This window comes from Enterobacter sp. EC_50 (genome assembly GCF_019584525.1).
Lineage (GTDB): Bacteria > Pseudomonadota > Gammaproteobacteria > Enterobacterales > Enterobacteriaceae > Enterobacter > Enterobacter roggenkampii.
Genome location: NZ_VDAF01000013.1, coordinates 144,002 through 158,744 on the forward strand (window position 1 = coordinate 144,002; position 14,743 = coordinate 158,744).

Annotated in this window: 12 protein-coding genes; 8 read left to right on the forward strand and 4 right to left on the reverse strand. The window is 56.8% G+C overall.

Annotated elements, in window-relative coordinates; all coding sequences use genetic code 11:
* Positions 1-191: 191 nt before the first annotated feature.
* Positions 192-1,382, forward strand: a complete 1,191-nt coding sequence (gene uxuA, locus FHC48_RS12865; protein WP_025913180.1) for a mannonate dehydratase — start codon at positions 192-194, stop codon at positions 1,380-1,382.
* Positions 1,383-1,499: 117 nt separating this feature from the next.
* Here the strand turns inward: uxuA and yeiP are convergent, their stop codons facing one another.
* Entirely contained in the window at positions 1,500-2,072 is a 573-nt protein-coding gene (yeiP, locus tag FHC48_RS12870; RefSeq protein ID WP_008500940.1) for an elongation factor P-like protein YeiP, read from the reverse strand.
* Between the two features lie 164 nt (positions 2,073-2,236).
* Here yeiP and FHC48_RS12875 point away from each other — a divergent pair, with 164 nt between their 5' ends.
* Positions 2,237-2,491: a YkgJ family cysteine cluster protein gene (locus FHC48_RS12875; RefSeq protein ID WP_021241515.1), complete on the forward strand. Its 255-nt coding sequence runs from the start codon at positions 2,237-2,239 to the stop codon at positions 2,489-2,491.
* Here FHC48_RS12875 and setB read toward each other — a convergent pair.
* Complete coding sequence (setB, locus tag FHC48_RS12880) at positions 2,488-3,669, reverse strand: sugar efflux transporter SetB (RefSeq protein WP_059363840.1); 1,182 nt, start codon at positions 3,667-3,669, stop codon at positions 2,488-2,490. The genes FHC48_RS12875 and setB overlap by 4 nt on opposite strands.
* A 361-nt stretch (positions 3,670-4,030) precedes the next feature.
* On the opposite strand from setB, the gene fruB reads away from it, so the two are divergent.
* Genes fruB through fruA form a run of 3 tightly spaced genes read left to right on the forward strand, consistent with a single transcriptional unit; the run spans position 4,031 to position 7,801 of the window.
* Positions 4,031-5,161 carry a fused PTS fructose transporter subunit IIA/HPr protein gene (gene fruB, locus FHC48_RS12885; RefSeq protein WP_008500937.1) on the forward strand — a complete coding sequence of 377 codons (1,131 nt, stop codon included), beginning with the start codon at positions 4,031-4,033 and terminating at the stop codon, positions 5,159-5,161.
* The gene (fruK, locus tag FHC48_RS12890; protein ID WP_008500936.1) at positions 5,161-6,099 is read left to right on the forward strand and encodes a 1-phosphofructokinase; all 939 of its coding nucleotides are present in this window, start codon (positions 5,161-5,163) and stop codon (positions 6,097-6,099) included. Before fruB ends, fruK begins: the two co-directional genes overlap by 1 nt.
* 16 nt (positions 6,100-6,115) lie before the next feature.
* The gene (fruA, locus tag FHC48_RS12895) at positions 6,116-7,801 is read left to right on the forward strand and encodes a PTS fructose transporter subunit IIBC (RefSeq protein ID WP_021241512.1); all 1,686 of its coding nucleotides are present in this window, start codon (positions 6,116-6,118) and stop codon (positions 7,799-7,801) included.
* A 46-nt stretch (positions 7,802-7,847) separates the two neighbouring features.
* Here the strand turns inward: fruA and nfo are convergent, their stop codons facing one another.
* Positions 7,848-8,705: a deoxyribonuclease IV gene (nfo, locus tag FHC48_RS12900; RefSeq protein ID WP_023294038.1), complete on the reverse strand. Its 858-nt coding sequence runs from the start codon at positions 8,703-8,705 to the stop codon at positions 7,848-7,850.
* 64 nt (positions 8,706-8,769) lie between these two features.
* Positions 8,770-9,816, reverse strand: a complete 1,047-nt coding sequence (locus tag FHC48_RS12905) for a YeiH family protein (protein ID WP_023294037.1) — start codon at positions 9,814-9,816, stop codon at positions 8,770-8,772.
* A gap of 97 nt (positions 9,817-9,913) precedes the next feature.
* On the opposite strand from FHC48_RS12905, the gene yieE reads away from it, so the two are divergent.
* The 3 genes from yieE (at position 9,914) to cirA (ending at position 14,603) form a co-directional block, all read left to right on the forward strand.
* A complete protein-coding gene (gene yieE, locus FHC48_RS12910; protein WP_008500932.1) occupies positions 9,914-10,780 on the forward strand; it encodes a DNA-binding transcriptional regulator YeiE in 867 nt (288 codons plus the stop codon).
* Between the two features lie 158 nt (positions 10,781-10,938).
* Positions 10,939-12,408, forward strand: a complete 1,470-nt coding sequence (locus tag FHC48_RS12915) for an amino acid permease (protein WP_008500931.1) — start codon at positions 10,939-10,941, stop codon at positions 12,406-12,408.
* Positions 12,409-12,632: 224 nt separating this feature from the next.
* A complete protein-coding gene (gene cirA / locus FHC48_RS12920) occupies positions 12,633-14,603 on the forward strand; it encodes a catecholate siderophore receptor CirA (RefSeq protein ID WP_025913183.1) in 1,971 nt (656 codons plus the stop codon).
* Positions 14,604-14,743: the final 140 nt, after the last annotated feature.

Genomic DNA, 14,743 nt, shown 5'->3' on the forward strand with positions numbered 1-14,743 from the left:
ATTAACCATTAATTAACAATGCCAGTGTAAAGTTATATGACAGCAAATAAAATTGGTGAGCCGTAAATATCCCCGTTATGTGAGTTTGATCAATCAATGTGTGGCGGTGTATTGACCCTTCGCGGTAAACATGTATGGTAGTCGTCATTGTAGTAACGCATATTGGTATAACAACTTGAGAGGGTGAGGCAATGGAACAAACCTGGCGTTGGTACGGGCCGAACGATCCGGTTTCTCTTGATGATGTGCGTCAGGCTGGCGCAACGGGTGTCGTCACGGCGCTGCATCATATTCCTAACGGTCAGGTCTGGCCGGTAGAGGAAATCCAGACGCGTCAGGCGCTGCTGGCGGAGAAGGGATTAACCTGGTCTGTGGTAGAAAGCATTCCGGTTCACGAAGACATCAAAACCCATTCCGGCGAGTATCAGACCTGGATTGCCAACTATCAGCAGAGCATCCGTAACCTCGCGGCCTGCGGTATTGATACCGTTTGCTACAACTTCATGCCCATTCTGGACTGGACGCGTACAGACCTCGAATATCAAATGCCGGACGGCTCAAAAGCGCTGCGTTTCGATCAGATTGCCTTTGCGGCATTCGAACTGCACATTCTGAAACGCCCTGGCGCAGAAGCGGATTACACCGCTGAAGAGCAGCAGCAGGCGCTCCAATGGTTCAATGCCGCCAGCGACGCGGATATCGAAAAGCTGACCCGTAATATTATTGCGGGCCTGCCGGGTGCCGAAGAGGGGTATACGCTGGATCAGTTCCGCGCCCGCCTGGCGGAGTACGGCAATATTGATAAGCAGCAGCTGCGTGAAAACATGGCGTATTTCCTGCGCGCAATTGTGCCGGTTGCGGAAGAGGTGGGGGTTCGCCTGGCGGTACATCCGGACGATCCCCCGCGTCCTATCCTCGGCCTGCCGCGTATCGTGTCTACGATTGAAGATATGCAGTGGCTGAAAGAGACGGTCGACAGCATCCACAACGGCTTTACCATGTGTACCGGCTCCTACGGCGTGCGGGCCGATAACGATCTGGTGCGGATGATTGAAACCTTCGGCGATCGCATTCACTTTACGCATCTGCGCGCGACCTGCCGTGAAGAGAATCCAAAAACCTTCCACGAGGCGGCGCACCTGGGCGGTGATGTGAATATGGTCGCGGTGGTAGACGCTATTCTGGCGGAAGAGGCGCGTCGCAAGCAGGCTGGCGATGTGCGTCCTATCCCGTTCCGTCCGGATCACGGACACCAGATGCTGGACGATCTGCGTAAGAAAACCAACCCGGGCTATTCGGCGATTGGCCGTCTTAAAGGGATGGCGGAAGTGCGCGGCGTTGAGCTGGCGCTGAAGATGACGAAGTATCCGGAGCTGCTGTAACCGGAATTGCCGGGTGGCGGCTTCGCCTTACCCAGCCTACAAAAACACAAAAACCGGCTTCTGGGCCGGTTTTGTCGTAGGTCGGGTAAGCGTAGCGCCACCCGACAAACGCCGCGATCAGTCAGCGCGACCCATATAGCGTTTTTCTTCGATATGGATGCGGATTTTCTCGCCAGCAGAAAGGTATTCCGGCACCTGCACAACCAGGCCGGTGGTCAGGGTAGCCGGTTTGTTGCGGGCACTGGCGGATGCGCCTTTGATGCCTGGTGCCGTTTCAACGATTTCCAGATCGACGGTCTGAGGCAGTTCCAGCGCCAGCAGCACGCCGTCCCAGGTCAGAACCTGCATATCAGGCATACCGCCTTCAGGGATGAACAGCAGCTCTTCTTCAATCTGGTCTTTGGTGAAGATATACGGGGTGTAATCTTCTTTGTCCATGAACACATATTCGTTGCCGTCGATGTAGGAGAAATCAACATAGCGACGGGTCAGGGTCACGGTATCGACGATATCGTCACCTTTAAAGCGCTCTTCCACCTTCAGGCCGGTACGCACATCGGCGAAACGCATTTTGTACAGCGTAGCTGCACCACGGGCGCTTGGTGCCTGAATATCGATATCTTTCACAATCAGCAATTTGCCGTTGTAATTCAGTACCATACCTTTCTTAATTTCGTTCGCTCTTGGCATTGCAGTAATCCTGTTTACGGGAGGTAAAAAATATCGCGCCAAATTACTCGCGCGCGGCCTTTCAGGCAAGAGGAATTCGTGGCTTTTGCTATCAATACACAAAAGGTGTTACTGTGCGCGCGATGCCCGACCGTACGGGCATTCGCCAGCGAAAGAGAGCATTTATGGATTGTCGTCCCGATTGTGGCGCGTGCTGTACTGCACCGTCCATTTCAAGCCCCATTCCAGGAATGCCCGAGGGCAAACCTGCCAATACCCGCTGCGTTCAGCTCTCGGAAACGAACCTGTGCATGATCTTTGGCTCACCGTTGCGCCCGAAGGTCTGCTCCGGGCTTCAGCCCACGGCTGAAATGTGCGGCAGCACGCGAGAGCAGGCGATAACGTACCTTCTTGAGCTGGAAGCGCTAACCGCGCCTTAAACGTCTTTAATCCTCGCCAGGCAGCCAATCGTCAGCGTACACATCACCAGCGCAATCCAGAACACCGTGTGATAGTTCCAGATTTCGGCCACGACACCGGCCATTGAACCGGCAATAATCCAGCCCACGCGGGTGGTATTAGTATAAAGGGTGGTGGCGGAGCCTGCCTGGCCCGGCATCAGATCCTGGAAATAAAGCATGCCTATCCCGGCGAGAATACCAATATAGATAGCGTTCAGGAGCTGTAACGCCAGCAATAGCCCCGGCGTATGTACCGTCAGCATGCCGATATAAAACAGCAGACCGGCGACGGCGGCGATGCGCATTAAAAAACGTTTCCCGAAGCGCCTGGCGTAATAGCCCGCGATCAGCATGGTCGGGATCTCAAGCCCGGCTGCGGTGCCCATCATGATGCCCGCCAGCTTCTCCGGCAGGTGCAGTTCATTAATGATAAACAGCGGCATATTGATGATATACAGGCTATTGGTGCCCCACATCAGCGTGCAGATCGCGAACAGGAGCAGGGCATCGCGGCGGTTACGGCGCGGCGCTTCCAGCACACCCGTTGCCACCTTGGGCTCTTTGCGCATGGACGGCAGGAAGAACCACACCAGCGCGCCGCACGCCACAAACGCGACTGCCGCGCTCAGGTACATCACCGTAAAGCCAAAACCCATCGCCAGCGCGTAGGCCAGCGGCGGGCCAATCACCCACGCCAGCGACACCTGCGCACGCAGGACAGAGCTGAACATCACCGCTTCACGTCCGGTATGGTCGGCGTGTTCGCGGGCAAGCGCAAACAGCTGTGGGTTAGCCGTCGAGCCAAAGCTGCTCAGGAATACCCCGACGAAAAGCAGAATGAAGTAGTTGCGGTTCCAGGCAAACAGAACGCAGGCCATGACCCCCAGCAGGCAGCAGAAAACGATCAGGCTTTTACGATCGCCTTTTCTGTCGGATCGCCCCGCCAGAAACTGACTGACCAGGATGCCGATGATGGCGCTTCCGGTAAAAAAGAAGCCAACCAGCGCCGGACGAACATGAACCTCATTGGTCAGAAATAAGCTCAGCGTCGGCGTCTGTAATGCACCGGCAATGCCCGTGAAAAAGGCAACAATCAGGAAGGCCGCTGAGGTCAAGTCAAAGGGCTTTGGCGAGGCAGCCGCAGGGGTGTTATGCATGTTTTATAATTAGCGAGTAGCAGAGAGGGGCGGAGTGTACGCCGTCAGCTAAAAAATAAACAGTGGGTGCGGTCAATGATGCCACGAAAAATCAAAATGGCATTTCAACTTGCCTCTCACGCTGCTGACCTTAGCTGAAACTGACTTGCTGAACTTCAGCAAAATTCAGCTCAATGAAGAAGAAATGTGCTGTATCTCTAAATTCTGATATCAGAAAGACGAGTTTACTTGCAAGGTACAGCAGAAAGCGCAAGACTTTTTGAAACGTTTCAGCGCTATCTTGTTTTAACAAACGGAGCAGGCTAGCGCATTTTTTCTCATTAAAGCTGAAACGATTCAAGTTCAGCAGGAGTGGAGAACCATGTTCCAGTTATCTGTTCAGGATATCCACCCGGGCGCTCAGGCCGGGGATAAAGAAGAGGCTATTCGCCAGGTTGCCGCTGCGCTTGTGCAGGCGGGTAACGTCGCGGACGGCTATGTCAACGGCATGCTGGCCCGCGAGCAGCAGACTTCAACCTTCCTCGGCAATGGCATTGCCATTCCGCACGGTACCACCGACACCCGCGATCAGGTGCTGAAAACCGGCGTTAAGGTGTATCAGTTCCCGCAGGGCGTGCTCTGGGGCGACGGTCAGGTGGCCTATGTGGCCATCGGTATCGCGGCCAGCAGCGATGAACATTTAGGTCTGCTGCGTCAGCTGACGCATGTTCTGAGCGATGACGCGGTGGCTGAACAGCTTAAATCCGCCACCACCGCGGAAGAGCTGCGCGCCTTGCTGATGGGCGAAAAACAGAGTGAAGCGCTGAAACTGGATAATGAAACGCTGACGCTGGATGTGGTTGCTTCCGATCTGGTGACGCTGCAGGCGCTTAACGCGGGTCGTCTGAAAGAAGCCGGCGCGGCGGATGCCACCTTTGTGACGCGCGTGATTAACGATAAGCCGTTGAATCTGGGTCAGGGTATCTGGCTGAACGACAGTGCTGAAGGCAACCTGCGCAGTGCGATTGCCGTGAGCCGTGCTGCCTCGGCGTTTGAGGTAGAAGGCGAGCGCGCAGCCATGCTGGTGACCGTCGCGATGGCTGATGAACAGCCGGTTTCCGTGCTGAAGCGTCTTGGCGATCTGCTGCTGAACAACAAAGCTGAAAAACTGCTGAACGCTGATGCGTCCACCGTGCTGGCACTGCTGACCAGTGATGATGCGCTGACGGATGACGTGCTAACCGCGGAGTTCGTGGTGCGTAACGAGCACGGCCTGCATGCCCGTCCGGGCACCATGCTGGTGAATACCATTAAACAATTTGAGAGTGAGATTACCGTGGCGAATCTTGACGGCACGGGCAAACCGGCCAACGGCCGTAGTCTGATGAAAGTGGTCGCGCTGGGCGTGAAGAAAGGCCACCGTCTGCGTTTCACCGCGCAGGGTGCCGATGCTGAACAGGCGCTGAAAGCGATTGGCGATGCCATCGCGGCGGGTCTGGGGGAGGGCGCATAATGAGCAGACGTGTTGCGACTATTACGCTGAACCCGGCTTATGACCTGGTGGGGTTTTGCCCGGAAATTGAGCGCGGCGAAGTTAACCTCGTGCGTACCACCGGCCTGCATGCTGCGGGCAAAGGGATTAACGTCGCGAAAGTGCTCAAGGATCTCGGTATCGATGTCACCGTGGGCGGATTCCTCGGCAAAGACAACCAGGATGGTTTCCAGCAGCTGTTCAGCGAGCTGGGCATTGCCAACCGTTTCCAGGTTGTTCAGGGCCGTACCCGTATCAACGTTAAGCTGACGGAGAAAGACGGTGAAGTGACCGATCTGAACTTCTCTGGCTTCGAAGTGACGCCGTCAGACTGGGAGCGCTTTGTCAACGACTCGCTGACCTGGCTGGGCCAGTTCGACATGGTGTGCGTCAGCGGTAGCCTGCCGTCCGGCGTCAGCCCGGAAGCGTTTACCGACTGGATGACGCGCCTGCGCAGCCAGTGCCCATGCATTATTTTTGACAGCAGCCGTGACGCGCTGGTCGCGGGCCTGAAAGCCTCGCCGTGGCTGGTGAAGCCAAATCGCCGCGAGCTGGAGATCTGGGCGGGCCGTAAGCTGCCAGAATTAAAAGATGTGATTGACGCTGCCCATGCGCTGCGCGAGCAGGGTATCGCTCACGTGGTGATCTCTCTTGGTGCAGAAGGCGCGTTGTGGGTTAACGCGTCTGGCGAATGGATCGCCAAACCGCCGTCAATGGAGGTTGTGAGTACCGTTGGCGCAGGGGATTCCATGGTTGGCGGACTGATTTATGGTCTGCTGATGCGGGAATCCAGTGAACATACTTTACGTCTTGCCACTGCCGTTGCTGCCCTGGCCGTCAGCCAGAGCAATGTCGGTATTACCGATCGTACCCAGTTAGCCGCGATGATGGCGCGCGTTGACTTAAAACCTTTTAACTAACAGCAGGAGAGGAATAATGAAAACGCTGCTGATCATTGACTCCGGTCTCGGACAGGCACGCGCCTATATGGCGAAGACCTTGCTGGGAGCGGCGGCGAACAAAGCACATCTCGAGATGACTGATAACCCGGGCGATGCCGAACTGGCCATTGTCCTGGGCGACAACATCCCGGCTGACAGTGCGCTGAACGGCAAAAAAGTGTGGCTGGGCGATATTAATCGCGCGGTGGCACATCCGGAACTGTTCCTGAGCGAAGCAAAAGGTCACGCGTCTGTCTACAGCGCGCCTGTCGCGACGGCACCGGCTGCGGCCACGGGCCCGAAACGCATTGTTGCGGTGACGGCCTGTCCGACGGGGGTGGCTCACACCTTTATGGCGGCTGAAGCCATTGAAACCGAAGCAAAAAAACGCGGCTGGTGGGTAAAAGTTGAAACGCGCGGCTCCGTCGGTGCCGGCAATGCGATCACCCCTGAAGAAGTGGCGGAGGCCGATCTGGTGATTGTGGCGGCGGATATCGAAGTGGACCTCGCGAAATTTGCCGGTAAGCCAATGTACCGTACCTCCACCGGCCTGGCGCTGAAAAAGACCGCGCAGGAGTTTGATAAAGCGCTGGTGGAAGCGAAGCCGTATCAGGCAACCGGCGCCCGCCAGACCGCGACGGAAGGGAAGAAAGAGTCCGCAGGCGCCTATCGTCACCTGCTGACCGGCGTGTCTTACATGCTGCCGATGGTGGTCGCGGGCGGTCTGTGTATCGCGCTCTCGTTCGCGTTTGGTATCACCGCGTTTAAAGAACAAGGTACTCTGGCGGCTGCGCTGATGCAGATCGGCGGGGGTTCAGCCTTCGCCCTGATGGTGCCGGTACTGGCGGGCTTTATTGCCTTCTCCATTGCTGACCGCCCGGGTCTGACCCCGGGTCTTATCGGCGGTATGCTGGCCGTGAGCACCGGTTCTGGCTTCATCGGCGGTATCATCGCGGGCTTCCTCGCCGGTTACGTCGCGAAGCTGATTAGCTCGAAGCTGAAGCTGCCGCAGAGTATGGAAGCGCTGAAGCCGATCCTGATCATCCCGCTGATTTCCAGCCTGGTGGTCGGCCTGGCGATGATTTACCTGATTGGTAAGCCGGTTGCGGGCATCCTGGCGGGTCTGACCCACTGGCTGCAGACCATGGGCACCGCGAACGCGGTTCTGCTGGGTGCAATCCTCGGCGGCATGATGTGTACCGACATGGGGGGGCCGGTGAACAAAGCGGCGTACGCCTTTGGTGTGGGCCTGCTGAGTACCCAGACCTACGCGCCAATGGCGGCCATCATGGCGGCAGGCATGGTGCCTCCGCTGGCGCTCGGCCTGGCGACGATTATTGCCCGTCGTAAGTTCGATAAAGCGCAGCAGGAAGGTGGTAAAGCCGCGCTGGTGCTGGGTTTGTGCTTCATCACCGAAGGCGCGATTCCGTTCGCGGCGCGTGACCCAATGCGTGTGCTGCCGTGCTGTATCGCAGGTGGTGCGGTGACGGGGGCGATCTCCATGGCGATTGGCGCAAAACTGATGGCACCACACGGCGGTCTGTTCGTGCTGCTGATCCCTGGCGCCATCACCCCGGTACTGGGCTACCTGCTGGCGATTGTTGCCGGTACGCTGGTGGCGGGCCTCTCTTACGCGGTGCTGAAACGTCCGGAAGCGGAAGTTGTGGCGAAAGCAGCGTAAGCGGTAAGCCATAAAAAAGCCGGGTGCTGATGCAACCCGGCTTTTTTTATGCCGCCTGTTCAGCGGTTTGCTGTGCCTTCAGCCAGGCAATCTCTTCTGCCCAGATGTCCGGATTGATGGTTTCCAGCACCATCGGAATACCGTCGAAGCGAGCGTCCTGCATGATAAAGCGGAACGCATCGTGGCCAATGTTGCCTTCGCCCAGGCTGTGATGGCGGTCAACGCGGCTGCCAAAGGCGCTTTTCGCATCGTTTAAGTGCATTCCACGCAGGTATTTAAAGCCCACAATGCGCTCGAACTCATCAAACGTGTTTTTCGTTGCCTCGGTGGTGCGCAGGTCATAACCGGCGGCAAACGCGTGACAGGTATCAATGCACACGCCGACGCGGGATTTGTCCTCCACGCCGTCGATAATCGCCGCCAGATGTTCGAACTTAAAGCCGAGGTTGCTGCCCTGACCAGCGGTGTTCTCAATCACCGCCGTCACGCCTTTGGTTTTATCCAGAGTGATGTTGATGGACTCCGCAATGCGCGCCAGGCAGGCATCTTCGTCGATCTGCATCAGATGGCTGCCCGGATGGAAGTTCAGCAGCGTCAGCCCCAGCTGTTCGCAGCGCTGCACTTCATCCAGAAACGCCTCGCGGGATTTTTCCAGCGCTTCTTCAACCGGGTGACCGAGGTTGATCAGGTAGCTGTCGTGGGGGAGGATCTGGCCGGGCCCGTAGCGGTATTTCTCACAGGCGGCTTTGAAATCATCAATCACCTCAGCGGTGAGCGGTGCGGCGCGCCACTGGCGCTGATTTTTGGTGAACAGGGCGAAAGCGGTCGCCTCAATTTCGGCGGCGCGAATGGCGGCATTCGCAAGGCCACCAGCAGCGCTAACGTGCGCTCCAACATATTTCATAAAGGGACTCCTGTTAACCCGAAATGCCTATGATAGCGGGTTAACAGGAGAAGGATGTAGTGGTTTATGCCATCAGGCTATGGACCGCGAGGTTAATTGCGCCACCGCCGACAATCAGCCAGATGAAGAGCACCAGCGCCATCAGCAGCGGTTTCGCACCGGCTTTTTTCAGCGCGCTGACGTGCGTGGTCACCCCCAGCGCCGCCATGGCCATCGCCAGCAGTACGGTATCCAGCGTCACCAGCATATCCACCACCGCTTTCGGCAGCAGGTGGAAGGAGTTAAAGATAGCGACCACGATGAACAGGATCGCAAACCACGGAATGGTGATTTTGCTCTTCTCGCTGCCGCCCGCCGGAGCCAGCTGTTTAACCCGTGCCGCCAGGAAAATCAGGAACGGCGCCAGCATCATCACGCGCAGCATTTTGGCAATCACCGCTGCGTTTTCGGCGTCCGGGTTAATGGCGTGTCCTGCTGCGACCACCTGGGCCACTTCGTGCATGGTCGAGCCGATATAGATGCCGTAGGTTTCCGGGCTAAACCAGTGGGCGACCAGCGGATACATGGCCGGGTAGAGGAAAATCGCCAGCGTACCGAAGATCACCACCGTCGCGACGGCAACCGTTACCTTGCTGGCTTCGGCTTTCACGACCGGCTCCGTTGCCAGCACCGCCGCAGCGCCACAGATACTGCTCCCGGCACCGATCAGCCAGCTGGTTTGCCTGTCCAGGCCAAACACTTTCTGACCGATAAAGCAGGCCAGTAAAAAGGTGCTGGTCAGGGTCAGAACGTCGATGGCGATCCCGCTCGCACCCACATCCGCAATCTGCGAAAAGGTGAGACGAAAGCCATAAAGAATGATCCCAAGACGCAGCAGATGCTGCTTGGCAAAGATTACGCCGCCGTCGCAGGATTTCCAGATATGTGGATAAACGGTGTTACCCACGACCATGCCGAGCAAAATGGCGAGCGTCAGCGCGCTGAAACCCGCGCCGGCGATGGCCGGGATGCTGCCGCCCCACAGCGCGACGGCGGTCACTGCGGCGCTGAGCGCAAGACCCGGCACGAAGTGCCACACTGTACGATGATGTTGTAAGGTGATTTCTGACATAACCTTCTCCTTTGTCTGGCTAAAGGTTACGGCGGTCTGGCTTAAAAATAAAATTGATTATATACTTATAATCAATCTATATAAGTGGTAAGCAACCATGCACATTACTTTGCGTCAGCTGGAAGTGTTTGCCGAGGTGCTGAAAAGCGGCTCGACGACCCAGGCGTCACAAATGCTGGCGCTCTCGCAGTCTGCGGTCAGCGCGGCGTTGACCGATCTTGAAGGACAGCTGGGCGTTCAGCTTTTCGACAGGGTAGGGAAGCGTCTGGTGGTCAACGAACACGGTCGTCTTCTTTATCCACGCGCGCTGGCGCTGCTGGAGCAGGCTATCGAAATCGAACAGCTGTTCCGCGAAGATAACGGCGCGATCCGCGTCTACGCCAGCAGCACCATCGGGAACTACATTCTCCCGGAGGTGATCGCCCGCTACCGCCGGGATTTTCCCACCCTGCCGCTGGAGATGAGCGTGGGCAATAGCCAGGACGTCATCAACGCGGTGATCGACTTCCGCGTGGATATCGGCCTCATCGAGGGGCCCTGCCACAACGTCGATATCATTGCCGAGCCCTGGCTGGAAGACGAGCTGGTGGTGTTTGCGTCCCCGGCCTCATCGTTATTGCAGGGCGAGGTGACGCTGGAGCGGCTGGCGCAGGCGCAGTGGATCCTGCGCGAGCAGGGCTCCGGCACGCGTGAAATTGTCGATTACCTGCTGCTGTCCCATCTGCCGCATTTCCAGCTGGGGATGGAATTGGGGAACTCCGAGGCGATTAAGCACGCGGTGCGCCACGGATTGGGTATCAGCTGTCTTTCCCGGCGCGTTATTGCCGAACAGCTGGAAACCGGATCGCTGGTGGAAATTCCCGTTCCGCTCCCGAAACTGGTGCGCACGCTGTGGTGCATTCATCATCGCCAGAAACACCTTTCCAGCTCCCTGCAGCGTTTTCTGCGCTATTGCGAAATCTGACAGCGTCCCTCACCCCAAAGGGAAGAGGGAAAAATTATGCTTTACTTATAATCCTGGCCGCGTCATGAAGCTCTCTTATAACTGAGTATTTCTGCCGGAAGGAACGCGGATCGTCTGCTACAATCGCGCCTCATTTATTAAATGGACAGCATTTTCATATGGTTTCAGAAATTAAAACCACAGAAGCGCCCACGCTACGTCGTGAACTCAAGGCGCGTCACCTGACGATGATCGCCATTGGCGGCTCCATCGGTACAGGTCTTTTCGTTGCCTCTGGCGCAACGATTTCGGCAGCCGGCCCGGGTGGGGCACTTTTCTCTTATATCCTGATTGGCCTGATGGTGTACTTCCTGATGACCAGTCTCGGCGAACTGGCCGCGTACATGCCGGTATCCGGTTCGTTCTCGACCTATGGTCAAAAATACGTTGAAGAAGGCTTCGGCTTCGCGCTGGGCTGGAACTACTGGTACAACTGGGCGGTCACTATTGCCGTTGACCTCGTTGCCGCACAGCTGGTGATGAACTGGTGGTTCCCGGATACGCCGGGCTGGATCTGGAGCGCCCTGTTCCTGGCCGTCATCTTCCTGCTGAACTACATCTCCGTGCGCGGTTTCGGCGAAGCGGAATACTGGTTCTCTTTGATCAAAGTGGCAACCGTCATCATCTTTATCGTCGTCGGTGTGGCGATGATCGTTGGTATTTTCAAAGGCGCTGAACCTGCGGGCTGGAGTAACTGGACAATAGGCGATGCGCCGTTTGCCGGTGGACTGTCGGCAATGATTGGCGTGGCAATGATTGTCGGCTTCTCCTTCCAGGGAACCGAGCTGATTGGCATTGCTGCCGGTGAGTCAGAGAACCCGGAGAAGAATATTCCGCGCGCGGTTCGTCAGGTCTTCTGGCGTATCCTGCTGTTCTATGTGTTCGCGATCCTGATTATCAGCCTGATCATTCCGTACACCGATCCAAGCCTGCTGCGTAATGACGTCAAAGACATTAGCGTCAGCCCGTTCACGCTGGTCTTCCAGCATGCCGGCCTGCTTTCAGCCGCAGCAGTGATGAACGCCGTTATCCTGACCGCCGTACTTTCTGCCGGTAATTCCGGAATGTACGCGTCCACCCGTATGCTCTACACGCTGGCATGTGACGGTAAAGCGCCGCGTATCTTCGCGAAACTGTCCCGTGGCGGCGTACCGCGCAACGCACTGTACGCCACAACGGTGATTGCCGGTCTGTGCTTCCTGACCTCTATGTTTGGCAACCAGACGGTGTACCTGTGGCTGCTTAACACCTCCGGGATGACGGGCTTTATTGCCTGGCTGGGGATTGCCATTAGCCACTATCGTTTCCGCCGTGGCTACGTCAAACAGGGTTATGACGTTAACCAGCTGCCGTATCGCTCAGGGTTCTTCCCGCTGGGTCCCATTTTCGCCTTCATTCTGTGCCTGATTATTACGCTGGGACAGAACTATGAAGCGTTCCTGGCGGACACCATTGACTGGGGCGCCGTCACGGCAACCTACATTGGTATTCCGCTGTTCCTCGTCATCTGGTTTGGCTACAAGCTGACGAAAGGAACACACTTCGTTCGCTACAGTGAAATGGAATTCCCGGAACGATTTAAACAATAATCGCACTTCCTCTCTCTTAGCCCGCTCGTTTGAGCGGGCTTTTTTATTTCCGCCTCCTGTAACAAAGATATATTTCTTAACAATTTAATTGATAATAATTATCGTTTGCTTTATCGTTATCAAAAATAAGCGTGTCACCGACCCACCGGAGATGTGGGCGGCAAGGAAGACGCTGTGAGCAATGATGATTTGATTGAGTTGTATTTACCTCATGGAGATATGGAATGTTTAGGTTGAATCCCTTCGTCAGGGGAGGACTTTGTGCGTCCGCAATGTCCCTGGCCCTGCCTGTTATCGCAGCGGAATCCGGCGACACAATGGTTGTTACGGCCTCCGCGACCGAGCAAAACCTGAAAGACGCACCGGCAAGCATCAGCGTGATTACCCAGGAAGATTTGCAGCGCAAACCCGTTCAGAACCTGAAAGATGTGTTACGGGATGTGCCGGGCGTGCAGCTCACGAGCGAAGGGGACAACCGTAAAGGGGTAAGTATTCGCGGGCTGGACAGCAGCTACACGCTGATCCTGATCGACGGCAAGCGCGTCAATTCCCGTAACGCGGTGTTCCGCCATAATGATTTCGACCTCAACTGGGTGCCGGTTGACGCCATCGAACGAATCGAAGTGGTGCGCGGGCCGATGTCCTCGCTTTATGGCTCCGATGCGCTGGGCGGCGTAGTGAACATTATCACCAAAAAAATCGGCCAGAAATGGACGGGCACCCTGAGCGCTGATTCCACAATTCAGGAACATCGCGATCGTGGTGATACGTACGACGGCCAGTTCTATACCAGCGGTCCGCTGGTGGACGGCCTGCTGGGGCTGAAAGCCTACGGTAGCCTCGCAAAGCGTGAGAAAGACGGTCAGCAGAAGTCCTCTACCACGGCGAGCGGTGAAACACCGCGCATTGAAGGCTTCACCAGCCGCGATGCGAATGTGGAGTTCGCCTGGACGCCGTCTGAAAATCACGACTTTACGGCGGGCTACGGTTTCGACCGTCAGGATCGTGACTCGGATTCCCTCGACAAAAACCGCCTTGAACGTCAGAACTACTCTCTCAGCCACAACGGCCGCTGGGGCGTCGGCAACAGCGAGCTGAAGGTTTACGGCGAGAAGGTGGATAACAAAAACCCGGGCAACAGCAATCCGATCACCTCCGAGAGCAACGCGGTAGACGGGAAATACGTGCTGCCGCTGGGCGACATCAACCAGCTGATGACCTTCGGAGGCGAATGGCGTCACGATAAGCTGAAGGATCCGGTCAACCTGACGGGCGGCTCCAGCAGCAGTACGTCGACAAGCCAGTATGCCCTGTTCCTGGAGGACGAGTGGCGTATTTTTGAACCTCTGGCGCTGACCACCGGCATCCGTATGGACGACCATGATACCTACGGCGACCACTGGAGCCCGCGCGCCTATCTGGTCTACAACGCGACCGATACCGTCACGGTGAAAGGGGGCTGGGCGACCGCGTTTAAAGCGCCGTCACTGCTGCAGCTGAGCCCGGACTGGGTCACCGGCTCGTGCCGCGGTGCCTGTGAGATTGTCGGTAACCCGGATCTGAAGCCGGAAACCAGCGAGAGCTTCGAATTCGGCCTGTACTACAGCGGGGAAGAGGGCTGGTTAGAGGGCGTGCAGGCCAGCGTGACCACCTTCCAGAATAACGTCGATGACCGCATCAGCATCAGCCGTACGGCCAATGCGAAGCAGGCGCAGAGCTACCCTAACTACGTTGGCCTGAATGCGGACGGTGAACCGATTTTCCGCTACTACAACGTCAACAAGGCGCGCATCCGCGGGGTGGAGACCGAGCTGAAATTCCCGCTGGCGGACGACTGGAAAGTGACGCTGAACTACACCTACAACGACGGTCGTGATATCAGCAACGGCGGCAACAAACCGCTGTCCGATCTGCCGTTCCACACCGCCAACGGGACCGTTGACTGGAAGGCGACGCAGGACTGGTCGTTCTATGTTCAGGGCAACTACACCGGTGAGAAACGCGCGCTGACCAGCAGCGACCCAACGCCGGGTGGCTATGTTATCTGGAATACCGGCGCCGCGTGGCAGGCGACGAAAAGCGTGAAGCTGCGCGCGGGCGTGCAGAACCTGCTGGACAAAGATCTGAGCCGCGACGATTACAGCTACACGGAAGATGGCCGTCGCTACTTTGTCGGCGTGGATTATAAGTTCTGATGTAGCCTTGATGCCCGGTGGCGCTTCTGTATGACCGGATACATAGGTGACAGATCAGACCGGGAACATAGGTAACACTTTTACTCTATCCGCACCACACTCTGGGTTTTTCGGTCGTAGTACGCAAGCGTTATTCCGTT